This window comes from Selenomonas sp. oral taxon 136 (assembly GCF_001554015.1).
Lineage (GTDB): Bacteria > Bacillota > Negativicutes > Selenomonadales > Selenomonadaceae > Centipeda > Centipeda felix.
This window is the reverse complement of record NZ_CP014239.1, coordinates 1,575,462-1,597,190: the sequence shown is the minus strand read 5'-3', so window position 1 is coordinate 1,597,190 and position 21,729 is coordinate 1,575,462. Positions and strand designations below refer to the sequence as shown.

Genomic DNA, 21,729 nt, shown 5'->3' with positions numbered 1-21,729 from the left:
TATCGTCAACATCATTCCCTGCTCATGAGGAAAGATTTGCATTTTCCCCTCCCTTCCATGTAAAATAGAGGAACATTATTGTCACGAGTGGGAGGATATACTATGGCTGAACTACTAAGAGAGGGGCCGCGCCTCATCCTGCGCCGCGCCGCCGAGGAGGACATCGACTATATATGTGCCCTGCAGGAGGACGCGGACAACAGGAACTACATCGTTCCGTTCACGCGCGAAGAGCACACGATCATTATCACGCAGGCAAAGGCCGCCCTCGACATCATTGTCGAAGAGCGCGGCAGCGGCGAGCGCGTTGGCTACCTGCACGTTGGTGGGCTGCTGCTCCCGTCCAAGGAGCAGGAGTGGACGCACGTCGTCATCGCAAAGAAGGGGCTCGGCTACGGGCACGAGACGATGAAGCTCCTCAAGGCATGGGCGTTTGAGGACATGGGCGCACACCGCGCATGGCTCGACTGCAAGGACTACAACGCGCGTGCCCTCCACCTCTATGAGAGCGAGGGCATGGTGCGCGAGGCACTCATCCGCGAGACCATTCTCTATCAGAATACCTACGAAAACCTTGTCATTCTCGGCATCCTCGACCGCGAGTATGCCGCGCGCAAGCGTGCGGGGCTTGAGCTAGAGGGAGGGCAGCCGCATGACGGACGATGAACTCATCGCGCGTGCCGCTGCCGCACGCGCACGCGCCTACGCTCCGTACTCCGGCTTTGCCGTCGGTGCGGCACTCCTCACCGAGAGCGGCAACGTCTACGAGGGCGTCAACGTCGAGAACGCCTCCTACCCCGTCGGCATCTGTGCCGAGCGCGCCGCCCTCGCGGCAGCGGTCAGCCACGGCGAGCAGCGTTTTGCAGCACTCGCCGTCATCGCGGACAGCCCCGACGTCTGCGCGCCCTGCGGCATGTGCCGGCAGATGCTTATGGAGTTCCCCATCCGCCGCATCCTGCTTGCAAACACGGCGGGTGCGGTGCGCGTCATGACCCCCGCCGAGCTATTGCCCTGCGCCTTCGGGGCGGCGGCACTGCCTGCAAAGGAGGAACACGATGAAATTTCTCATCGTTGACGACTCGCGCCTCGTGCGCATGAAGCTCAAAGCGGAGCTCTGTGACCGCGGCCACAGCGTCGTCGAGGCACGCGACGGAGAGGAGGCGCTTGCGCGCGTCGACGCCGACGCACCCGATGCAGTATTCCTCGACCTCATCCTGCCGAAGCTCGACGGCATCAGCGTTCTGCGGCGCCTGCACGCTGCGCGGCCGCAGCTGCCCGTCACCATCCTCTCCACCGCCGCCACGGAGGAGAACATCGCCGCCGCAGAGGAGTGCGGCGCACTCCTCTTTATCCGAAAGCCATACGCGGACAGCGAGATCACCGCCGCCATCGGCAAGATGCGGCGGCGCCTGGAGGACGTATGACCGAGCTGCATGCAACGTATATGGAGAGCTTTCTCGCGGGGCTGTCCGCCTATGCCCACATCACGGCGACGGCGGAACAGGCAGCGGAAGATCCGCCCTACATCACCATATCCCAGCATCTCACGATGAACGGCAGTCCGCTCATCGTCGCGCTCGCCGCCTCGCTCGACACATTTTACGCGCTCGCCTCGGGGTACAGCGGCATCTCCCTCAGCGGCATGGGTGACCTCGCCGTCGATGCTGCCTGCGAGCTGTTCAACGTCATCAACGGACATTTCTCCTCACAGATGCGCGCGCACGGCTCTGCCGTCTCCATCATCGACCCGCCGCGCCATGCGCTCGGCAGCGCTGTGCCCGCCGCGCCCCTGTTCAGTCTCTCCATCGCGTGTCCGTCGGGCACGATGCAGCTCATGGCATCGCGCGAAGAATTTCTTCCATAATCATTTTTTGTCTCTCATGAAAGGAGACCCTCTTGTTTACATCTCTGCAGTCCCTTGACATCGGGGCGATCGTCGCGCTCCTTCTCGTCCCGACATGCATCGTCCTCGGCGCACTCACCGTCGGCATCATCGCCGACCGTCTCATCCGCCGCTACATCAACCATCATCTTGCCGTCGATGAGAGCACATGGAAATACGTCTTTATCCGATCCATGCACGGCGTGCCGATCTTCTTCAGCTTCATCATCGGCCTCTATTGGGCGATCGGAGCCGTCGAGATCTCGCCGACCCTGACGAAGCTGCTGTCCTATCTGCTCTTCACGAGCAACGTCATCACCATCACGCGCGTCCTTGCGCGTACGGTGGACGGCGTCGTCACCATGTACTTTGAGCGGTCGAACAAGGATCTCCCGAAGACCACTCTGCTCAACAACATCCTCATCGGCGTCATCTACGTCATGGGCGTCCTCGTCATTCTCCAGTACTACGGCATCTCCATCGCGCCCATCCTCACGGCCGCCGGTGTCGGCGGCATGGCGGTCGCCCTCGCTCTGCAGGAGACACTCGCAAACATCTTCGCAGGCCTGCACCTCATCCTCTCAAAGCAGATCCGCATCGGCGACTACATCCGCCTCGGCACGGGCGAGGAGGGACGCGTCACCGACATCACATGGCGTTTCACCACCATCATCCCGCTCGGTGCAAGTAGTACCGTCGTCATTCCGAACAAGACCATCGCAGGTGCGAACATCACAAACTTCAGCATGCCCACGCGCAATCTCAACATCAGCGTCCCCGTCGGCGTTGCCTATGACAGTGACCTTGCACTGGTCGAGCGCGTCACCATCGAGACGGCAAAGGAAGTGCTCGCGCACGTCGACAACAACCCCAACGCCGAGCCGCTCGTGCGCTATACCAAATTCAATGACTCCTCCATCGACTTCGCCGTGATCCTCCCGTCGAGCCAGTTCGATCAGCAGGGGCTCATCATCCACGATTTCATCAAGGCACTCACCGACCGCTACCGCATCGAGGGCATCGACATCCCCTACCCCATCCGCACAGTCATCCAGGAACAGGAGGATGCACCCGCAGAGACACCTGCCCCGACAAAGGCACAAAATGCATGACGCGTTGTCCATGCGAAGCAGCTGCTCATAGTATCTAATGGAACATCACACATCCGTCCACTCTTATCCACAGAATGCACAGCTTTTCCCTAGGGAAACTGTGGATAACTACAACCTGTTGTCATGCCCCCTCAAGCCGCATGACAGCGGGTTTTTTTATGAAAGTCCTATGCTGTTCCTAAAAATCCTTGTGGATAACTTTGTGCACAAACAACTATATATAGATTTTCTATTGACGTTCATACACAAGATGTTGTATAATTCTACTCGCAGCGGCACAGAGCTGCAAACGCTAACAAAGACCCGCCGCCGCGCGGGAAAAGGAGAATGAAGCATGATCGTCAACGACATCAACGTCACCGTCAACGGACTTTCGGACATCACCCCGCACGAGGTTGAGAACTACATCGCCTACATCGAGGGGCAGACCAACGAGAAGCTCGACCGTCTCTCCATTACGGGAGCGGACGACGGCCGCGTCACCCTCGGCTACGAGATGCGTCAGCCGAAGTTCGAGCGCATCCGCCGCATCACGGGCTACCTCGTTGGCACGACGGATCGCTGGAACAACGCAAAGCAGGCAGAAGAGCATGAGCGTGTCAAGCACGGACTCCACTGAGATCCGTATCGCAGGGATTGCGCGCGACTCCATCGTCGACGGTGAGGGGATACGGCTAACCGTCTTTACCCAAGGCTGCCCGCGCCGCTGTCCCGGCTGTCACAACCCTGATACACAGCCGACGGACGGCGGACGGGTCACCACCGTCGGCGCGGTGCTTCAAGACCTCGACGCCAATCCTCTTCTCACAGGGCTCACCCTCAGCGGCGGTGAGCCCTTTCTGCAGCCCGCAGCACTGCTTCCTCTCGCACGCGCGGCGCACGAACGGGGTCTCGATGTCTGGAGCTACACAGGCTACACCCTTGAGGAGCTGCGTGCACAGAAAAACCCCGCCGTGGATGCCCTCCTCGACGAGCTCGACGTCCTCGTCGACGGCGACTACCGCGAGGAGGAGCGCGACCTCACCCTCCATTTTCGCGGCTCGCGCAACCAGCGCGTCATCGATCTCGCTGCAACGCGCGCGACGGGGCGGCTGACCCTGCGGTACACAGATGAATAATGGCCATACGGAATACCCCGCATAGGAACAGAACGCTTCCACGCGGGGTATTTCCTATAAAAAACATTGCAATTCCTCCAAAAATTGGTATGATGAACAGGAGAGAATGAATTTATCGGGAGGAAATAAGTATGGCAACAAAGACAACACGAGCGCAAAACCTGAAAAAGGCACAGGATTTTGCACTGAGCATCGACGCGACCACGGAGATCGGAATGCTCGAGATCTCAGCAACGCAGGCGATCCGCGTCTCGATCATCCGCTCACGTGGGCGGCGCTACACCGCCATCACGCCATTCTGGCGCAAGAAAAGCGATGATATGTGGAAACCGAAGGCTCCCGTTTGGGTGCCCGCAGAGCACACGGGCGAAATCGCAGACTATTTGGCACGCGCTGCAAAAAAGATTCACGAAAAAGAGGAATAAAGTCGCCCCACATGCAAAAGATCGGCATGTGGGGTTCTTTTTTTGTGTACAAATACAGATGATATTTCTCAGGGAAATATCGCCAAGATGAGTCCGCCTGCCGCGATCAGCGCAATGGCGACGCCGTGCAGGACGCTGATCTTGTCGCCGAAGATCAGGATCGCAAGGAGGACGGCAAAGACGACACTGAGTTTGTCGATCGGCGCGACCTGTGAGACAGCTCCCTCCTTGAGTGCCATGAAGTAAAAGAGCCACGAGAGCGCGCCCGCAATGCCGCTGAGCGCGATAAAGCCAAGTGCCTTCGTGTCGGCGAAGACCTGCGGCAGGCTGCCCGCATGTCCCTCGGCGATGACCACGCCGATGAGGAACAGTGCCATGATGACGGCGCGCACCGCCGTCGCGGCACTGCTGTCGAACCCCGCAAGCCCAACCTTGCCGAAGATCGAGACAAACGCCGCGCACAGCGCCGAGAGCAGTGCATAGATGAGCCATAAGCGCATGGATTTCCCCTCCCTGCGAGGAATTTAAGGAATCTCTGATAAAACAGTGTCTCAGATTGGCGTAGATTTTTTTCCGATGGAGGCAGCAAACCGGACGCACAGCAGAGGCTATGCGGAGGATTTGCCGGCACAGGGCGAAAAAGATGGACGAAGACGGCGGTGCTGAATTGATCCCTGCTTCCTTAACCTTGACAGTATAGCACACATCGACAAACATGGCTTTCAAAATCCCTCCCGATCGTGTAAAATAAGGGAAAATATGGGGGGAAATTTCATGATACGACAGGCAGCAGTACAGGACATCCCGGAGATGCTGCGCATCTACGACGCGGCACGCGCCGCGATGCGCGCGGCGGGCAACCCAACGCAGTGGAGCGGCGGCTATCCCGCAGAGGACCTCCTCCGCGCGGACATCGCGCGCGGCGTGAGCTATGTCCTGCAAGATGCAGGCGCCGCGCCTCATGCCGTCTTTGCCCTCATCGCGGGTGATGATCCGACCTACGCGCACATCGAGAACGGAGCGTGGCGCGACGATACGCCGTACGCCACGCTCCACCGCGTGGGCAGCGACGGCTCGCACCGCGGTACATTCCGCGCCGTATTGGACTTTGCACGCACACAGTACAGCCATCTGCGTGCCGATACACACGAGGACAATCACCCCATGCAGCATCTATTGTGCGCGGCCGGATTCGTCTTCTGCGGCACGATCTATGTCGCGGACGGCACCCCGCGCCGTGCCTACGAATGGACAAAGGAGTCTCACCCATGATCGAATGCGTCACCGTCGGCGATATGATCCCGACCAATTCCTATTTCTACATCGACGACGCGTCAAAGCACGGCTTTCTCATCGACGCAGGAGCAGAGGGCGGCCGCCTCGCTGCACACGCCGCAGAGCGCGGCTGGACGATCGAGCGGCTGCTCCTCACGCACTGTCACTTCGACCATATCGGCGGCGTGGACGACTTCCGTGCACACATTCCCTGTCCCGTCTGTGCCGCTGCGGAGAGCCCGCGCTACTGCAGCGACCCGAACTGGAATCTCTCCACATGGGGCGGTGCGCCCGTGACGCTCGCCGATGTGGAGACGTTCGCCAACGGCGCGCACATCGCACTCGCAGCAAATCCTGCGCTGTCACTTGAGGTGCGCTATACGCCGGGGCATACGACGGACTCCTGCATCTTTTACAGCGCACACGACGGTATCGCGTTCGTCGGCGACACGATCTTTTTCGCGAGCGTCGGGCGCACAGACTTCCCGGGCGGCGACACGTCGGCACTCTGGGAGAGCATTCGGACGCAGGTCTTTACCCTGCCGCCCGATACAGTGCTCTACTCGGGGCACACGGAGCCGACGACGGTCGGCGATGAGCTGGCACGCTATCGCCGATGAACGCTCATGAGTTTATGGCGTCGCTCGCACAGGGCACGCCGCCGCAGATCTACCTCCTCGCCGGGGAGGAACCGTACTACATCCGCCGCGCCGAGGAGGCGATCCTGCGCCGTCTCCTGCCCGATGCCGCCGAGCGTGCAGACGCGCTCATCCGCTATGAGGAGATGCCCGCCATCGACGCGCTGGCCGAGTCACTGGAGACCGCCCCCTTTTTCACGGACAAGATCGTCGTCCTCGTCCATGACGCCGCCGTCTTTCGCGCGGGGAAAAAGGCGGCGGAGGGCGATACACCTGCGCCGAAGGACGCTGCGGCGGAGCGTCTTCTCGCCCTCCTGACGAACCTCCTGCCGACGACCTATGTCGTATTTACCCTCAATGCAAAGCCCGACAAGCGGCGCAAACTCTATCAGACAGTGCAGAAGGCGGGACGCATCCTCGAGAGCGAACCCGTGCGCCCGTGGAACGTCGAGGGATGGCTGAACGAGCGTCTGCGCGAGATGGGACGCTCCATGCAGCGCGAGGCGCGTACATTCTTTCTGAATGTCGTCGGCATGATGCAGACGATCTCACTGGAATTCCTCGACCGTCAGCTGGAAAAGCTCACGCTCTACACCGACAACAAACAGTTCACGGAGGCGGATCTGCGCGCGGCCTTCTCGGAGATGCCCGAAGTGTCCGTCTTTGCGCTGATGGATGCCGTGAGTGCGCGCGATGTGCGGCAGGCACTCGACCTCCTTGCACGCTGCCGCGCGGACGGCGTGCACTTTACCGTGCTCCTCGCACTCCTCGTGCGCCACGTCCGCCAGCTCTGGCAGGCGAAGCGCCTTCTCATGAATGGTACGCCCCCGAAGGGACTCGGCAAGGTCATGGGGCTGCACCCCTTCATCGCCGAAAAACTCGGCGGGCACGCGCGCGGCTTTCGAGAATCCACGCTGCGGGATGCCGTCCTCGCCCTCGCCGATGCCGACTACCTGCTGAAGACAGGACAGGCGGGCGACGAACTGCTCGAGGACATCATCATCCGCCTGTGCCGCAAATAATTTCTCCATATAAGAAAGAAGGCATTATTGTTATGATATCGTACGATGATCGTTTTTTCTCCGTCCGGAATACCACGCGGATGGCGCTCTGCATCGCGCTGATCTGCGTGAGTGCCTATATCGCCATTCCCGTCCCCTTCATGGCACCGCTGACGATGCAGACCTTCGTCATGTGCCTCGCGGCACTCGTCCTGACCCCGCGCCAGACCGCCGTCGTGCTCATCGGCTACACACTGATCGGCGCGATTGGCCTGCCCGTCTTTGCGGGCGGTGTCGGCGGACTCGGCATCATCATGGGACCGCGCGGTGGCTTTTTCATCGGGTTTCTTGTCGCCTATACACTGATGAGCCTCCTCAAGGGACATACGCCGTCCTTTCCACGCTACGCCCTCGTCGGCGCGCTCATCAGCGTCCCCATCACATATCTCTTTGCGACGCTGTGGCTGACCATTCTCTTCGGCGATAAATTCGTCGGCATTAGCGCCGCCTTCATGGCGCTCGTCCAGTTCATCCCGGGCGATCTCATCAAAGCCGTTGCTGCAGCAGCGCTCGGCGTGACACTTAATCGGCGGCTTCGCTATTTCTAAAAAGATACAGGCAAAAAGAACCTGCCATAGGTCATAAAATCTATGGCAGGTTCTTGTCTTACCGGGAGGATCAGGTCTCGTCTTTCGGTACCATGTCCTCATCCTTGAGTGTGCCCGCACGCGCACGGTCGGCAAACTCTGCCGTCGCGGTAAAGAGCACGTCGGTCGAGCTGTTGAGCGCCGTCTCACAGGAATCCTGCAGAACGCCGATGATAAAGCCGACGCCGACGACCTGCATCGCAATGTCGTTGCTGATGCCGAACGAGGAGCAGGCAACGGGGATGAGGAGCAGCGATCCGCCCGCAACGCCCGATGCGCCGCACGCGCCGACGGTGGCGACAAGGCAGAGCAGAAGTGCCGTCGGCAGATCGACTGTGACGTTCAGCGTATATGCTGCTGCGAGGGAAAGGACGGCAATCGTGATCGCCGCGCCGCTCATGTTGATCGTCGCGCCGAGCGGGATGGAGATGGAGTAGACGTCCGGGTTCAGTCCGAGGCGCTTGCACAGCTGCATATTGACGGGGATATTCGCCGCCGAGCTGCGCGTAAAGAACGCGTAAATGCCACTCTCGCGCAGCGTCGTGATAACGAGGGGGAACGGGTTGCGGCGAATGTGCAGCCAGACGATGATCGGGTTCATGATAAGCGCAACAGAGAAGAATGCCCCGAGGAGGACGGCGAGCAGATGCAGATAGCTGACAATCGCATCCGTGCCATTCGTGCCGACCGCGTCCGCCACGAGTCCCATGATGCCGAACGGGGCAAAGCGGATGACCCAGAGGACGATCTGCGTCATGACGACGGCAAAGTCGCGCACGGTATTCTTTGTCGTTGCATTTGCCTTCTGCAGGGCGACGCCTGCAAGAATACTCCACGCGAGGATGCCGATGTAGTTCGCGTTTGCAATGGCGTGGAGTGGATTGTCAACGACGTTGAGGATCAGATTGTGAACAACCTCGACGATGCCGCTCGGCGGTGTAACCGACGCCTCTGCCACGACGAGGTGGAGAGACGAGGGAAAGGCAAACGAGAACGCTACGGCGACGATGGACGCAAGGAACGTCGCGATAACGTAGAGGCGCACGATGGGCTTGAGCGCTGATCCCGCACCGACCGTGCGCTGCGCCATGGCATTCATGACGAGCACAAAGACGAGGATCGGTGCGACGCCCTTCAGGGCACGCACGAACACGTCGCCGAGCACGGCGACGAGTGGGATTGCGGCGGGCGCATAGAGCGCGATGAGGATACCGATGATAAGTCCGACCGCGATGAGCTTGATGAGTGCCGTCTCACGGTATTTGCGGCTGATACTTCTGAACAAAAAATCTCCTCCTTAGGGAATCGATGATGGGATATAAAAAAACATCCGTTATTATAGCAGAATGGGCGTGTCTTGTCACGCCCCCGTCAACATCAGACCTACTGTATTCTGATTAGGCTTCTGCATTCTGCATCATGGACGGAGATCCTCCCTCCTCCCGCCGCAGCTCCTCGATGTACCGCGCCACGGCATTCTGCCACGGGGGCAGACGGCGGAACCCCGCCGCATCGAGACTCTTCTTGCTGAGGCGCGAGTTCAGCGGGCGCACCGCCTTTGTCGGATAGCTGTGCGTGGGCACAGAGGTGACGCTCACCGCCTTCCCTGCCGCACGGAAGACCTCAGCAGCGAACTGCGCCCACGAGCAGAAGCCCTCGTTGGTCGCGTGGTAGATGCCGTACTTCTCCGATGCAATCATATCGGCGAGCAGCGAAGCGAGGTCATGTGTATAGGTCGGTGAGCCAACCTGATCGCCGACGACGGAGAGACTCTTGTGCTCCTGCGCGAGGGTCAGCATGGTCTTGACAAAATTCTTGCCGTGGATGCCGAACACCCACGAAATGCGGACGATGAAGTACTGGGAGAGATGCGCCATGACCGCCTCCTCGCCCATGAGCTTCGACGCACCGTAGACGTTGCGCGGTCCCGTCATATCATCCGTCTCATACGGCGTCGTGCCCGTCCCGGGGAAAACGTAGTCCGTACTGATGTAGAGGAGTCTGATCCCGCGCTCCGCGGCAAGACGTGCGAGGATCTCCGTCCCCGCCGCATTGATGAGACGGCAGCGAGCAGGCTCGTCCTCTGCCTTGTCCACGGCGGTGTATGCGGCTGCATGGAGGATGGCGTCCGGCTCGGTCGCCTCGATGACGGCACGCATGACATTCTCGTCCGACAGCGGAAAGAGCTCCGAGGAGACGCCGTGTACCTCGTGCCCGCGCGCACGGAACTCCTTCACGCAGTCATAGCCGAGCTGTCCCGTCGCTCCCGTGATGAGGATTTTCATCGCAATCCGTCCTTTCTTTTCCATGCGTATTATCCGTGATTTCTTGCTCTTATTGTATCACAAAGGCGCCGCCCATGGGCGACGCCTTTTCAGTATACACTATGATTTAAGTGTCGGCATCACAAGGGAGATGGCAGTCCCCTGCCCCTCTGCGCTCTTCACCGCGATGCGGATGCCATGCTGCTCGGCAATCCATCGGGCGATCGAGAGACCCAGCCCAGAGCCGCCCGTCTCCTTCGTACGCGAGGAGTCCACGCGGTAGAACCGCTCGAAGATATGCGCCTGATGTTCCGGCGCGATACCGATGCCGTCGTCCGAGAGCGTCACCGTGACGGATTTGCCGTCCGCGGCCATGATGGACGACGCACGGATGTGGCCTCCGGCAGGCGTGTACTTTCGGCTGTTTTCGAGGAAGATGCGGAAGAGCTGACGCAGGAGAACGGGATCGGCGCTGACCACCGCTTCGTCGTTCCTATCCAGAACCACCTCGTGCGAGCTCGTCACCATCTGCATCTTTTCCATCGTATCCGAGAGAATCTCCGCAAGAAGCACCGTCTCCTTGTGCACTGCCTGACGCTTCTGGTCGGCACGCGCGAGGAAGAGCAGTTTCTCGATGAGCTGCTGCATATTCTCCGCCTCAGAGCGGATCGCCGTGATGCCCTCCTCGAGGATCTCCTTATCCTCACGCCCCCAGCGCGAGAGCATGTCGGAGTATCCGAGGATGACCGTCAGCGGCGTGCGCAGCTCATGGGAGGCATCCGAGACGAACCTCTGCTGCTGGACAAAGCCCTCCTGCAGACGCTCAAGCATTCGGTTGAACGTACGCGCCAGCTCCGAGAGCTCATCGCGCGCGCGCGGGATCGTGAGACGCTGTCCGAGGCGCTCCACCTCGATGCTGCCCGCCGTCCGCGTGATCGCGCGAATCGGTGTCAGAATGCGCCGACTGATGAAATGCCCTGCGATGAGCGCGAGCACAAAGCAGATCGCAACGGTATAGAAGAGCAGCCGCTGCAGCGAGTAGAAAAAATCCTTTTCCGTCGTAATCGTGCGTAAAAAATGAATCCGATAGGTGGTGCCGCCGTACTCGATCGTACGCTGAGCATGATAGACCGAGCCGTTGCGGAACTCGGAGACCTCCATCTCGGGGTTTGCCCAGAACGGCGTCTGCACTCGGCCCTGCTCGATCGCCGCATTCGACGGAAAGTGCGGATCCGTATCGAGAACAACGCGCCCCGCATCATCCGTTATCCGCACGATCACGCCGGGGATCACGGGTCCCTCAAACCAGAACTTCGCTTCGGCCGCATTTCCGCTCTCGATGTTGTTCATCACATGACGGATACTGCGGTCGAGATCGACCTCTGCCTGCCGATAAAAAAAGATGTATGCGCCCATCCCCAGAATCGTCGTAGAAAGAATAAGCACGAAAAAGAGGATGGCGGCATACATCAACGTGATCTTGGTTGAGATGCGGATATAGAGACAGCGGTCAGCCCAGTCCGACAGTCGTCTCCTAATCGCGCACCACATAGCCGACGCCCCGCACCGTATAAATGTACTTCTTATGGAAGCGGTCATCCAGCTTGGCGCGCAGATAGCGAATGTAGACATCGACGACGTTGGTCTCGCCCGTGTAGTCGAAGCCCCATACCTCCTGCAGAATTTGATCGCGGGTCAGCACTGTACGCTTGTTGCGCAGGAGATACTCCAGGAGGTCATACTCGCGCTTTGTAAGCGCGACCGTCTCCCCATCCACCTGCACCTCATAGCGCGAGAGGAACATGATGAGATTTTTCACCGTCAGGCGGTCGGATGCATCGTCCGTCGAGATATCGCGGCGGCGGAGCGCGTTGCGGATGCGTGCGATCAGCTCAGGCACGGCAAACGGCTTCGTGATGTAGTCGTCCGCACCGATGTCGAGTCCCTCGACCCTGTCCTCCACCGCATCGCGCGCCGTCAGCATGATGATGGGCACGTTTGACACCGTGCGCACACGGCGGCAAATCTCGATCCCGTCCATGCCGGGCAACATCACATCGAGCAGGATAATGTCGAAATTCTCCTGAATGATGCGCTCATAGGCACGCGTACCGTTCCCCTCGATCTCGGCCGTAAAGCCCTCGTGCTCTAATTCCATCTGCAAAAAACGGGCAATTCGCGTCTCATCCTCCACGATAAGGACATGTGTCTTCTCTTCCATCTGAAACACCTCACATCATTTCCCTATTGATGTATTTAATGCCTATACTATATATGAATGCAGGAAGAATTAAAAGCGAAAACAGCAAAATATAATCGAAATTTTAAGGACATGACGATTTCCCCCGGTTTTCTTTTGGTTTTCCTTGACAATAGTGCATCCGTCCCGTATAAAACAAGGTAGGAATGACAAAATGGAGGAACAGCAGTGAACGAAAACGGACGGCTCTATCTCTGTGCAACGCCCATCGGCAACCTCGGCGACATCACCTACCGTGCCGTTGAGATGCTGCGCACGGCGGATCTCATCGCCGCCGAGGACACGCGCCATACGCGCGGACTCCTCGCGCACTACGACATCCATACGCCCATGACCAGCTACCATGAGCACAACAAGGATGCCAAGGGCCCCGAACTCATCGCACGGATGCAGGCAGGGGAGACCATCGTCTGCGTCAGCGATGCGGGGCTCCCGGGCATCGCCGATCCCGGCGGGGATCTTGTGCGCCGCGCCGTCGCCGCCGGCATCTCCGTCACCCCGCTGCCGGGCGCGAACGCCGCACTATCCGCACTCATCTGCGCGGGACTCCCACTCGAAGGATTCACCTTCGTCGGCTTTCTCCCGCGCAAGGAAAAGAAACGGCGCGAGGTGCTGGCACGCGTCGCCGCCTCCCCCGCGACGCTCATCTTCTACGAGGCGCCGCATCGTCTGCGTGAAACGCTTGACGCTCTCACAGAGTGCCTTGGAAAAGAGCGGCAGGCGTGCGCCGCACGCGAACTGACGAAGAAGTTCGAAGAGTTCCGCCGTGCGCCGCTCGGCGAGCTCTCAGACTACTACCGGGAGAACGAGCCGCGCGGCGAGTTCGTGATCGTCGTCGCGGGCGCAGATGAGAATGTCGCTGCGGATGATGGGGAGGAGATGTCCCTCATAGAGCACTATGCAGCACATATCGCCGCAGGCCTCGACAAGAAGGAAGCCATGCGCCGCACCGCACAGGAATGCGGCATCTCACGCAGGGAGGTATATCAGGCGGTGCTGGGGGAGAAGCTATGCGATACATGAATCTGTATTTAAGCGCATCAATACCACAGTTGGAGACCTTTCTCGCCGTGAAAAAGGTCATCGACGAATGGGACCCCCTGCATTTGTTTCCGTGTGCGCCGCTGGACGAATATGAGCATGAGGTTCACTTGATCTGCAAGCGGCTGAAGGCATGTCCCCCGTGGCGGAATGCCCCTGCTCTTGATGAGTTGGCAGGGTTTATCGGCTATGTCTGCTGTGAGTGCAATCACTATGATCGCGGTTGGGCCGTGTATCGGGCGGTTGCAGACAAGGTCATTCACGCGATCAAAAATGTCTCCGCTTGACCATGCCGATACATATGGGGTCGTCTTTCACCTCCGATACAGAAATATTCCCTAGCGCAGACGATTGTCCGCAGCGGCACAGATGCTGATGGAGATGCTCGTCCAGAGCACATCATTCTTGTAAAAGTAGATATGATAAATACAGTTCTCTGTGTATATGAATGCCGCCGCAGTTGTCACCCCGCACACTCTATGCTACTATATAATACATCAAATCGAAACGAGGCATGATTTATGAGCGAAAAGACTCCATTTTACATCACCACCCCCATCTACTACCCAAGCGCGAAGCTGCACATCGGTCACGCCTACTGCACGACGGTTGCGGATACCATTGCGCGCTACAAGCGGCTCGCGGGGTTTGACGTGTTCTTCCTGACCGGCTCGGATGAGCACGGGCAGAAGATCCAGCAGGCGGCGGAGAAGGAGGGCATCACGCCCATCCAGTACGTTGACCGCATCGTTGCGAGCTTTCAGGAGCTGTGGCGGCTGCTCGGCATCTCCTACGACGACTTCATCCGTACGACGCAGCCGCGCCACCATGAGCTCGTGCAGGACATCTTCCAGCGCATCTACGATCAGGGCGACATCTACAAGGGCGCGTACACGGGGCTCTACTGCACACCGTGCGAGAGCTACTGGACGAAGCTGCAGCTCGACGAGAACGGCTGCTGCCCCGACTGTCACCGCCCTGTGCAGGAGGTCTCCGAGGAGGCATACTTTTTCCGCATGAGCAAGTATGCAGATCGTCTGCTCGCCTACATCAACGAGCATCCCGACTTCATCCAGCCCGTCTCACGCCGCAACGAGATGATCGCCTTCATCGAGCAGGGCTTGGAGGATCTGTGCGTCTCGCGCACCTCGTTCGACTGGGGCATCCCCGTGCCGTTCGACCCGAAGCACGTCGTCTACGTCTGGTTCGACGCACTCACGAACTATCTCACGCCGATCGGCTATCTCCACGACAAGGAAATGTTCCATAAATACTGGCCGGCGGACGTGCATCTCGTCGGCAAGGAAATCGTGCGCTTTCACACGATCATCTGGGGCTGTATGCTTATGGCGCTCGGGCTTGACCTGCCGAAAAAGGTCTACGGGCACGGCTGGCTCATCGTCAACGGCGCCAAGATGTCGAAGTCGGTCGGCAACGTGGTCGATCCGATTGCCCTCATCGAGGAGTTCGGCGCGGACGCCATCCGCTACTTTCTCCTGCGCGAGATCGCACTCGGACAGGACGGCAACATCTCGCGCGATGCGCTCATCGGACGCATCAACTCCGATCTGGCGAACGATCTCGGCAACCTGCTTCACCGCACGCTCTCCATGGCAAAAAAATATCGGAAGGGCGTTATCACAAAGGGTGAAGGGCGCACGGACTTCGACGCGGCACTCGAAACGATGACGGCGGCGACGGTGCACGACTATACGGAGCAGATGGACGCGATGGAGCTCTCCGCCGCAGTAAAGACCGTCTGGGCGCTGATCTCGCGTACGAACAAATACATCGACGAAACTGCGCCGTGGACGCTCGCCAAGGACGAAGCGAAGGCGGCGCAGCTTGACGCTGTGCTCTATCACCTTGTCGAGACGCTGCACATCGTCAGCGTCCTCATCGCGCCGTTCATGCCGACGACGGCACGCCGCACCCACGAGCAGCTCGGCTTCCATGCGGACTTTGACGGCGTGCAGCTGGCGGACATCGCCGCATGGGGCACAACGCCTGACGGGCATGCGGTCGGCACGGCAGAGCAGCTCTTCCCGCGCATCGAGGTCGAGAAGGCATGACACTCATCGACACGCACGCCCACCTCTGCGATGAAAAATTCGACGATGACCGCATCGATGTGATCGCACGCGCGCATGAGGCGGGCGTAACGAAGATCATCAGCATGGGCGATACGATGGCGGCATCCGCGCAGGTGGTGCAGGATGCGGAGGAATATCCCGCACTCTATGCCGCCGTCGGCATCCACCCCGAGAGCGCATGTGTGCTGACGGACGAGATGCGCCGTCAGCTCCTCACATGGGCACAGCATCCGAAGGTCGTCGCCATCGGCGAGATCGGACTCGACTACTACTGGGAAAAGGACGCGTCGCGCCGCGCCCTGCAGCGTGACCTCCTTGCAGCGCAGCTTGACCTCGCACGCGAGGCGGGTCTTCCCGTCTGCATCCATGACCGCGAGGCGCACGGCGACACACTCGCCATACTGCGCGCCGAGGGGGCGGGACTCACGGGCGTCCTCCACTGCTACTCGGGCAGTCTTGAGATGGCTCGTGAGCTGTGGAAGATGGGCTGGTACATTGGCATTGACGGGCCGCTCACGTACAAGAATGCGGCGAAACTGCCCGACATCGTCCGCGAGGCTCCGGCAGACAAACTCCTCGTCGAGACGGACTGCCCCTACCTCGCTCCCGTCCCCCTGCGCGGCAAACGCAACGAGCCCGCCTGCGTCACGCATATCGCCGCCAAGATCGCCGAGCTCCGCGGCGAGACCATCGAGGACGTAGCACGCTATACGACAGAGAACGCAGAACGGCTCTATCCGAAGCTGAACAATTAGTGTATCACGGATAAATTCTTCATCATCTTAGTCACACTTTCTCAACACATCAAAAAACCGCATCACACTGAGATTCACCATCTCGCGTGATGCGGTTTTTCAGTTATCTTACTGCTGCCCCTCTGCGCCCCGCGCCGTCTCGCGCAGATCGCGCACGTGCGCACGGAGATTAGCCGCGGCGAGGACGTTACGCATCACCTCGCCCGCGAGGACATACGCCCTGCCGCTCGGCTGATCCTCATCCGCGTATGAGCGCGCATCGCGGCGGTCAATGATCTCCCCCGCTGCGCGGTCATAGACGAGTAGGCGGACGGCGGCACCGCTGTGCAGAAAATTCTCCTCATAGAAGATACTCGTGTAATATATCTCCTCATAGTAGGTCGTGAGGATCGGCAGAACGACGAGGTCTGCCTCCACGGCATCTGCCGTCGCACGCAGGACAGCAGGATAGTCATAGCCGCGCCGCGTGGCATACTGCCCACAGGCACTATCATACGCATCCATCAGCGCACGGTCATCGACGTAGGTGAGCCAGCCCACCGTATCGTTCAGCGGCATGTAGAGATCGCGCGCGACCATCTCCTCGAGCGCATCCACCGTCTCCGCATCGACATCCCCTGCACCGCCCTCCACCACGAGCGGCAGCTGTGCGATGCGCGCAGCGCCAAGCGCAGGTGCCGTGGGCAGGAGCAGGAGAAAGAAGCTCAGCAGAGCCGTATATCTGAGAAACTGTTTCATCACCGATCAATCTCCCCCAAGAAAGCACGGATACATTGCAGACGATGCCCCTTCCACCGCTTGCTGACCTGTCCAAGAGGCAAGCCCATAGGGCGCAGCTGATTTGGAAACAGGTCGTATGCGAAAACGTCTCAAGAACACGAGCGTTAGCGACGTGTGATTGGTTGACGTTGACCGCTCGCGGCCCCCTCCCCCGCGTGTACGGGGGAGGCTTTGGGGAATCCTTAGTGAATCGCCTTTTTCTTGAACCGTCCACCCACGATGTCATGCACGGCATTGATGGTCACAAAGGCGCGCTCGTCCTTGTCGAGGACGATTTCCTTCAGCTTGTCGAGCTCAAGGCGCGTGACGACGCAGTAGAGGACTTCCTTCGCCTCGCCCGTGTAGCCGCCAGCCCCGTGCAGCAGGGTCACACCGCGCCCGAGCCGCTCATTGAGCGCAATGGTCATCTCCTCGTGCTCGCTCGTGACGATCATGACGGCGTACGATTCGTCGAGACCCTTGAGCACCACGTCGATCATCTTCGCGATGACGAAGTAGGCAAAGAGCGAGTACATCGCCTTGTCCCAGCCGTAGAGCAGTCCCGCCGAGGAGAGGATAAAGAGGTTGATGAACATGACCACCTCGCCGACGGAGAACTGGGTCCGCGCATCCATGATGATCGCGACGATCTCTGTCCCGTCGAAGCAGCCGCCCGTACGCATGACGATGCCGACGCCGAGCCCCGTCACCACGCCGCCGAAGATCGCAGCGAGGAACGGGTCATTCGTCACCTGCGGTACGTCGTGAAGCACACTCGACCAGATCGAGAGCATGATGATGGCAAAGACCGTCGAGAGCGCGAAACTCTTGCCGATCTGTTTGTACCCCATAAAGACAAAGGGAATATTATAGAGCACGAGAAACACACCGAGACTCATGCCCGTGATGGTCTGCGACATGATCGACAGACCCACAACACCACCGTCGATGACATTGTTCGGGATGAGGAAAAGATCGAGTCCTACGGCAGTGATGAACGCGCCGAGAATGAGCCGCAGGCATTTTTTGATGTAGAAAAATGCCCCCTTCGGAGCTGCCTTCTTGGGGCGCGGCGTCGGTGCCGGCTTTTCCTGTGCCTCCACGAGCACCTGCTCAGTACTGCTGTCTACGATTTCGTTCATACGTCCTCCCATTCCCCAAAAACGCTGTACCTTTCTTTTTTATTATAGAGGAAAGAAAATCCGCTGACAAGTCCACCGCTATGAGAACGACTTTCTTGACTTTACTATACCTGCATTATATGATGGCAATATCGGAAAGAGATTCATCTGTAATGGGACAGGAGGGATGTATATGATCTACACGGTCACCTTCAATCCGTCGATTGACTACATCGTCCGATTGGAGCAGTTCACCCCGGGCGAGATCAACCGCGTGAACTATGAGCAGATCCTGCCGGGAGGCAAGGGCATCAACGTCGCCATCGTACTGAAAAATCTCGGGCATGATGCAACGGCACTCGGCTTCCTCGCGGGATTCACAGGTACGGCGATGCAGCAGCAGCTCCGCTCATTCAATGTGACGGAGGACTTCGTACATCTCGACGAAGGGTTCTCACGCATCAACGTCAAGATCAAGGCGGAGCGTGAGACGGAGATCAACGGGCAGGGGCCGAAGATTCCACCCGAAGCGCAGCGCGCGCTGTTTGAAAAACTCGATCGGCTGAAGCGCGGCGATACACTCGTCCTCGCAGGCTCGATTCCGAACACACTGCCCGACGACATCTATGAGCGCATCATGGAGCACCTCGACGGACGCGGCATCCGCATCGCCGTCGACGCGACCAAAAATCTCCTGCGGCGCGTATTGAAGTATCACCCGTTCCTCATCAAGCCGAACAATCATGAGCTCGGCGAGATGTTTGGCGTGACGCTGAAAACAGACGACGAGATCATCGAACACGCAAAACGCCTGCAGGACGAGGGTGCGACGAACGTCCTCATCTCCATGGCGGGCGACGGCGCGATCCTCCTCACAGAGGAAGGCGTATTCTATCGCTCTGCCGCGCCGAAGGGCACCCTCGTCAACTCCGTCGGCGCGGGCGACTCGATGGTCGCGGGCTTCCTCGCGGGCTATATGGAGTCGGACGGCGACTACGAGCGCGCCTTCTACATGGGCGTTGCGACCGGCTCCGCCTCGGCATTCTCGCCGAACCTCGCCACACGCGAGGAGGCTCTCGCGCTGCTGAAAACCATCGAGTGAGGTAATGGTGGCGTGCGTCCTACGCAAATGAATCCACCCCCATCGCACCTGTGCAGTCCATGTGGCGTGCGTCCTACGCAGAACCCTCGTTACGCAAGCGGTCGTGTGCTCGTCCGCCAAAATACCTGCGGATTCCAAACGCGCTGCGCTTGATCGATTAAAATCCGCAGGGGGCGGGTCGCACACTCTGTGCCGCTTGCTCCACTAGGGTTTGCTAAAGGACTGCACGCCACTCCAAACAACATGAATGTTCTGCGAGGAGTATTGCACAGCACATACAACACGATAAAAAAGGAGGGTTTTCCCTTTGCATATCAACGACCTTTTGAAGCCCGAGAGCATTGCCCTCGGCGTCTCCGCCCCCGCCTCCAAAGAGGCAGCTATCCGCCTGCTCGCGGACTGCATGGAAAAGGGCGGAAACCTCAGTGACAAGGAACAGTACGTCAAGGACGTACTCGCACGTGAGGCGAGCGGCACGACAGGCCTCGGCGACGGTATTGCAACGCCGCACGCCAAGAGCGACGGCGTAAAGACAGCAGGGCTCGCCGCCATGACCATCCCCGACGGGATGGACTTTGCCGCGATGGACGGCAACCCAAGCCGCCTCTTCTTCATGATCGCCGCACCGAACGGCGCGAACGATGAGCACCTCACCATCCTCTCCAGCCTTGCGACCATGATTATGGATCCTGACTTCAAGGAGGCACTCATCGCCGCCAAGACCGTCGAGGAATTCCGCAGCCTCATCGACGCGAAGGAAAACGGCACCTTCACCGCACCGAACGCGGCGGAGGAGAGCACGGAAAGCGCACCTGCCGCCGACCACATCCAGATCCTCGCCGTCACCGCCTGCCCCACGGGCATCGCGCACACCTTTATGGCGGCAGAGAGCCTGGAACAGCACGCGAAGAAACGCGGCATCTCCATCAAGGTCGAGACGAACGGATCGGCGGGCGTGAAGAACGTCCTCACACCGGAGGAGATCGCCGCTGCCGACGGCATCATCGTTGCGGCGGACAAGAACGTCGCCATGTCGCGCTTTGACGGACACCGCGTCGTCATCACGAAGGTTGCGGACGGCATCAACAAGGCAGATGAGCTCATCGACCGTGCTCTCGCGGGCTCTGCGCCCGTCTATCACGCGAACGGTGCGGATACGGCAGAGGGGGCGGATGCATCCGAGGAGGAAAGCCTCGGGCGCCAGATCTACAAGCACCTTATGAACGGCGTCTCGCACATGCTCCCGTTCGTCGTCGGCGGCGGTATCCTCATCGCCCTCGCCTTCCTCTTTGACGACTACACGATTGACCCGTCGTATTTCGGCTCGAACACCCCGCTCGCCAAATTCTTCATGGATGTCGGCGGCGCATCGTTCGGCTTCATGCTCCCCGTTCTCGCGGGCTTCATCGCCATGTCCATCGCTGACCGCCCCGGCCTTGCCGTCGGCTTCGTCGGCGGTGCACTCGCGGGCGCGCACGGCACGGGCTTCCTCGGCGCGCTCCTCGCGGGCTTCATCGGCGGCTACGCCGTCAACCTGCTGAAGAAGGGCTTTGCGGGACTGCCCGCCGCACTCGACGGCATCAAGCCTGTCCTGCTCTATCCGTTCTTCGGCATCCTCATCATCGGCTTTATCACCCTTTTCATCATCACGCCGCCCGTCGCCGCCATCAACACATGGATGGTCGCAACACTCGGCAGCATGGATCCCTCAGCGCGCGTCCTTATGGGCATCGTCGTCGGTGGAATGATGGCAATCGACATGGGCGGCCCGATCAACAAGGCGGCGTATGTCACGGGCACGGGGCTCCTCGCCTCGGGCGAGTATCACGTCATGGCAGCAGTCATGGCCGGCGGCATGGTTCCGCCGCTCGCGATTGCCCTCGCCACCACCCTCTTTAAGAACCGCTTCACCGAGAGCCAGCGCAAGGCGGGCATCACGAACTACGTCATGGGGCTCTCCTTCATCACGGAGGGTGCAATCCCCTTCGCGGCGGCAGACCCTGTGCGCGTCATCCCCTCGATGGTCGTCGGCTCGGCACTCGCGGGCGCACTCACCATGGTCTTTGACTGCACCCTGCGCGCCCCGCACGGCGGCATCTTCGTCGTCCCGACCATCGGCAACCCGCTCATGTACCTCGTGAGCATCATCATCGGCGCCCTCGTCGGTGCTGTCATCCTGTCGATGCTCAAAAAACCGATCAAAGAATAACGGCATAGAAAATACCGCCGCACCGAG

At 59.6% G+C, this 21,729-nt stretch carries 25 protein-coding genes; 18 read left to right on the top strand and 7 right to left on the bottom strand.

The features are described 5' to 3' along the window. Window positions 1-102 precede the first annotated feature (102 nt). The 8 genes from AXE86_RS07635 (at window position 103) to AXE86_RS07600 (ending at window position 4,537) form a co-directional block, all read left to right on the top strand. Window positions 103-666 (top strand): GNAT family N-acetyltransferase, encoded by a 564-nt coding sequence (locus AXE86_RS07635; RefSeq protein ID WP_050341661.1) that lies wholly within the window; start codon window positions 103-105, stop codon window positions 664-666. Continuing rightward, on the top strand, window positions 653-1,075 hold the full coding sequence (locus AXE86_RS07630) for a cytidine deaminase (protein WP_061946067.1): 423 nt from the start codon (window positions 653-655) through the stop codon (window positions 1,073-1,075). The genes AXE86_RS07635 and AXE86_RS07630 overlap by 14 nt, the downstream gene beginning before the upstream one ends. After that, complete coding sequence (locus AXE86_RS07625) at window positions 1,056-1,424, top strand: response regulator transcription factor (protein WP_009753826.1); 369 nt, start codon at window positions 1,056-1,058, stop codon at window positions 1,422-1,424. The genes AXE86_RS07630 and AXE86_RS07625 overlap by 20 nt, the downstream gene beginning before the upstream one ends. Beyond that, window positions 1,421-1,864, top strand: a complete 444-nt coding sequence (locus tag AXE86_RS07620; RefSeq protein ID WP_061946065.1) for a hypothetical protein — start codon at window positions 1,421-1,423, stop codon at window positions 1,862-1,864. The genes AXE86_RS07625 and AXE86_RS07620 overlap by 4 nt, the downstream gene beginning before the upstream one ends. 32 nt (window positions 1,865-1,896) lie before the next feature. Further along, window positions 1,897-2,994, top strand: coding sequence for a mechanosensitive ion channel family protein (locus tag AXE86_RS07615; RefSeq protein ID WP_061946063.1), 1,098 nt, complete (start codon window positions 1,897-1,899; stop codon window positions 2,992-2,994). A 334-nt stretch (window positions 2,995-3,328) separates the two neighbouring features. Continuing rightward, a complete protein-coding gene (gene nrdD / locus AXE86_RS07610; RefSeq protein ID WP_006690262.1) occupies window positions 3,329-3,613 on the top strand; it encodes an anaerobic ribonucleoside-triphosphate reductase in 285 nt (94 codons plus the stop codon). Continuing rightward, window positions 3,585-4,112, top strand: coding sequence for an anaerobic ribonucleoside-triphosphate reductase activating protein (gene nrdG / locus AXE86_RS07605; protein ID WP_009753822.1), 528 nt, complete (start codon window positions 3,585-3,587; stop codon window positions 4,110-4,112). The genes nrdD and nrdG overlap by 29 nt, the downstream gene beginning before the upstream one ends. Before the next feature lie 131 nt (window positions 4,113-4,243). Then, window positions 4,244-4,537: a hypothetical protein gene (locus AXE86_RS07600; protein WP_009753821.1), complete on the top strand. Its 294-nt coding sequence runs from the start codon at window positions 4,244-4,246 to the stop codon at window positions 4,535-4,537. 68 nt (window positions 4,538-4,605) lie between these two features. On the opposite strand, the gene AXE86_RS07595 is transcribed toward AXE86_RS07600, so the two are convergent. Further along, entirely contained in the window at window positions 4,606-5,037 is a 432-nt protein-coding gene (locus tag AXE86_RS07595) for an EamA family transporter (RefSeq protein WP_061946061.1), read from the bottom strand. A 274-nt stretch (window positions 5,038-5,311) separates the two neighbouring features. Here AXE86_RS07595 and AXE86_RS07590 point away from each other — a divergent pair, with 274 nt between their 5' ends. Genes AXE86_RS07590 through AXE86_RS07575 form a run of 4 tightly spaced genes read left to right on the top strand, consistent with a single transcriptional unit; the run spans window position 5,312 to window position 8,059 of the window. Beyond that, entirely contained in the window at window positions 5,312-5,809 is a 498-nt protein-coding gene (locus AXE86_RS07590; RefSeq protein WP_232294865.1) for an N-acetyltransferase, read from the top strand. After that, window positions 5,806-6,432: an MBL fold metallo-hydrolase gene (locus AXE86_RS07585; RefSeq protein WP_061946057.1), complete on the top strand. Its 627-nt coding sequence runs from the start codon at window positions 5,806-5,808 to the stop codon at window positions 6,430-6,432. Before AXE86_RS07590 ends, AXE86_RS07585 begins: the two co-directional genes overlap by 4 nt. Then, a complete protein-coding gene (gene holA, locus AXE86_RS07580; RefSeq protein ID WP_061946055.1) occupies window positions 6,429-7,472 on the top strand; it encodes a DNA polymerase III subunit delta in 1,044 nt (347 codons plus the stop codon). The genes AXE86_RS07585 and holA overlap by 4 nt, the downstream gene beginning before the upstream one ends. Window positions 7,473-7,504: 32 nt before the next feature. After that, window positions 7,505-8,059 (top strand): biotin transporter BioY, encoded by a 555-nt coding sequence (locus tag AXE86_RS07575; protein WP_009753815.1) that lies wholly within the window; start codon window positions 7,505-7,507, stop codon window positions 8,057-8,059. A 70-nt stretch (window positions 8,060-8,129) separates the two neighbouring features. On the opposite strand, the gene sstT is transcribed toward AXE86_RS07575, so the two are convergent. From sstT to AXE86_RS07555, 4 genes are all read right to left on the bottom strand, one after another. Next, window positions 8,130-9,383, bottom strand: a complete 1,254-nt coding sequence (gene sstT / locus AXE86_RS07570) for a serine/threonine transporter SstT (protein ID WP_061946054.1) — start codon at window positions 9,381-9,383, stop codon at window positions 8,130-8,132. Window positions 9,384-9,495: 112 nt separating this feature from the next. After that, the gene (gene rfbD / locus AXE86_RS07565; protein WP_061946970.1) at window positions 9,496-10,383 is read right to left on the bottom strand and encodes a dTDP-4-dehydrorhamnose reductase; all 888 of its coding nucleotides are present in this window, start codon (window positions 10,381-10,383) and stop codon (window positions 9,496-9,498) included. A gap of 99 nt (window positions 10,384-10,482) precedes the next feature. After that, a complete protein-coding gene (locus AXE86_RS07560) occupies window positions 10,483-11,913 on the bottom strand; it encodes a sensor histidine kinase (protein WP_039981333.1) in 1,431 nt (476 codons plus the stop codon). Further along, window positions 11,897-12,583 (bottom strand): response regulator transcription factor, encoded by a 687-nt coding sequence (locus AXE86_RS07555; protein WP_009753811.1) that lies wholly within the window; start codon window positions 12,581-12,583, stop codon window positions 11,897-11,899. The genes AXE86_RS07560 and AXE86_RS07555 overlap by 17 nt, the downstream gene beginning before the upstream one ends. Before the next feature lie 207 nt (window positions 12,584-12,790). Here AXE86_RS07555 and rsmI point away from each other — a divergent pair, with 207 nt between their 5' ends. From rsmI to AXE86_RS07535, 4 genes are all read left to right on the top strand, one after another. After that, complete coding sequence (rsmI, locus tag AXE86_RS07550; RefSeq protein ID WP_061946052.1) at window positions 12,791-13,645, top strand: 16S rRNA (cytidine(1402)-2'-O)-methyltransferase; 855 nt, start codon at window positions 12,791-12,793, stop codon at window positions 13,643-13,645. Beyond that, window positions 13,642-13,950 (top strand): hypothetical protein, encoded by a 309-nt coding sequence (locus AXE86_RS07545; protein WP_061946969.1) that lies wholly within the window; start codon window positions 13,642-13,644, stop codon window positions 13,948-13,950. Before rsmI ends, AXE86_RS07545 begins: the two co-directional genes overlap by 4 nt. A gap of 234 nt (window positions 13,951-14,184) precedes the next feature. Next, entirely contained in the window at window positions 14,185-15,735 is a 1,551-nt protein-coding gene (gene metG, locus AXE86_RS07540; protein ID WP_061946050.1) for a methionine--tRNA ligase, read from the top strand. Continuing rightward, window positions 15,732-16,511 carry a TatD family hydrolase gene (locus tag AXE86_RS07535; protein WP_061946048.1) on the top strand — a complete coding sequence of 260 codons (780 nt, stop codon included), beginning with the start codon at window positions 15,732-15,734 and terminating at the stop codon, window positions 16,509-16,511. The genes metG and AXE86_RS07535 overlap by 4 nt, the downstream gene beginning before the upstream one ends. 108 nt (window positions 16,512-16,619) lie before the next feature. Here the strand turns inward: AXE86_RS07535 and AXE86_RS07530 are convergent, their stop codons facing one another. Continuing rightward, on the bottom strand, window positions 16,620-17,252 hold the full coding sequence (locus AXE86_RS07530) for a hypothetical protein (protein ID WP_157064435.1): 633 nt from the start codon (window positions 17,250-17,252) through the stop codon (window positions 16,620-16,622). Window positions 17,253-17,473: 221 nt separating this feature from the next. Continuing rightward, a complete protein-coding gene (locus tag AXE86_RS07525) occupies window positions 17,474-18,412 on the bottom strand; it encodes a YitT family protein (RefSeq protein ID WP_061946044.1) in 939 nt (312 codons plus the stop codon). Window positions 18,413-18,584: 172 nt separating this feature from the next. Here AXE86_RS07525 and pfkB point away from each other — a divergent pair, with 172 nt between their 5' ends. Next, entirely contained in the window at window positions 18,585-19,493 is a 909-nt protein-coding gene (pfkB, locus tag AXE86_RS07520; RefSeq protein ID WP_061946042.1) for a 1-phosphofructokinase, read from the top strand. A 307-nt stretch (window positions 19,494-19,800) separates the two neighbouring features. Then, on the top strand, window positions 19,801-21,702 hold the full coding sequence (locus tag AXE86_RS07515; RefSeq protein ID WP_061946040.1) for a PTS fructose transporter subunit IIABC: 1,902 nt from the start codon (window positions 19,801-19,803) through the stop codon (window positions 21,700-21,702). The last annotated feature ends 27 nt before the right edge of the window (window positions 21,703-21,729 follow it).

Excerpts from the sequence above, each read along its gene's own strand:
- rfbD (WP_061946970.1), bottom strand. The coding sequence starts at position 10,383 with ATGAAAATCCTCATCACGGGAGCGACGGGACAGCTCGGCTATGACTGC.
- holA (WP_061946055.1), top strand. The coding sequence starts at position 6,429 with ATGAACGCTCATGAGTTTATGGCGTCGCTCGCACAGGGCACGCCGCCG.
- AXE86_RS07630 (WP_061946067.1), top strand. The coding sequence starts at position 653 with ATGACGGACGATGAACTCATCGCGCGTGCCGCTGCCGCACGCGCACGC.
- AXE86_RS07575 (WP_009753815.1), top strand. The coding sequence starts at position 7,505 with ATGATATCGTACGATGATCGTTTTTTCTCCGTCCGGAATACCACGCGG.
- AXE86_RS07625 (WP_009753826.1), top strand. The coding sequence starts at position 1,056 with ATGAAATTTCTCATCGTTGACGACTCGCGCCTCGTGCGCATGAAGCTC.
- metG (WP_061946050.1), top strand. The coding sequence starts at position 14,185 with ATGAGCGAAAAGACTCCATTTTACATCACCACCCCCATCTACTACCCA.
- nrdD (WP_006690262.1), top strand. The coding sequence starts at position 3,329 with ATGATCGTCAACGACATCAACGTCACCGTCAACGGACTTTCGGACATC.
- AXE86_RS07595 (WP_061946061.1), bottom strand. The coding sequence starts at position 5,037 with ATGCGCTTATGGCTCATCTATGCACTGCTCTCGGCGCTGTGCGCGGCG.
- AXE86_RS07560 (WP_039981333.1), bottom strand. The coding sequence starts at position 11,913 with ATGTGGTGCGCGATTAGGAGACGACTGTCGGACTGGGCTGACCGCTGT.
- AXE86_RS07525 (WP_061946044.1), bottom strand. The coding sequence starts at position 18,412 with ATGAACGAAATCGTAGACAGCAGTACTGAGCAGGTGCTCGTGGAGGCA.
- nrdG (WP_009753822.1), top strand. The coding sequence starts at position 3,585 with ATGAGCGTGTCAAGCACGGACTCCACTGAGATCCGTATCGCAGGGATT.
- AXE86_RS07555 (WP_009753811.1), bottom strand. The coding sequence starts at position 12,583 with ATGGAAGAGAAGACACATGTCCTTATCGTGGAGGATGAGACGCGAATT.
- AXE86_RS07635 (WP_050341661.1), top strand. The coding sequence starts at position 103 with ATGGCTGAACTACTAAGAGAGGGGCCGCGCCTCATCCTGCGCCGCGCC.
- AXE86_RS07600 (WP_009753821.1), top strand. The coding sequence starts at position 4,244 with ATGGCAACAAAGACAACACGAGCGCAAAACCTGAAAAAGGCACAGGAT.
- AXE86_RS07535 (WP_061946048.1), top strand. The coding sequence starts at position 15,732 with ATGACACTCATCGACACGCACGCCCACCTCTGCGATGAAAAATTCGAC.
- AXE86_RS07545 (WP_061946969.1), top strand. The coding sequence starts at position 13,642 with ATGAATCTGTATTTAAGCGCATCAATACCACAGTTGGAGACCTTTCTC.
- pfkB (WP_061946042.1), top strand. The coding sequence starts at position 18,585 with ATGATCTACACGGTCACCTTCAATCCGTCGATTGACTACATCGTCCGA.
- AXE86_RS07585 (WP_061946057.1), top strand. The coding sequence starts at position 5,806 with ATGATCGAATGCGTCACCGTCGGCGATATGATCCCGACCAATTCCTAT.
- AXE86_RS07590 (WP_232294865.1), top strand. The coding sequence starts at position 5,312 with ATGATACGACAGGCAGCAGTACAGGACATCCCGGAGATGCTGCGCATC.
- AXE86_RS07620 (WP_061946065.1), top strand. The coding sequence starts at position 1,421 with ATGACCGAGCTGCATGCAACGTATATGGAGAGCTTTCTCGCGGGGCTG.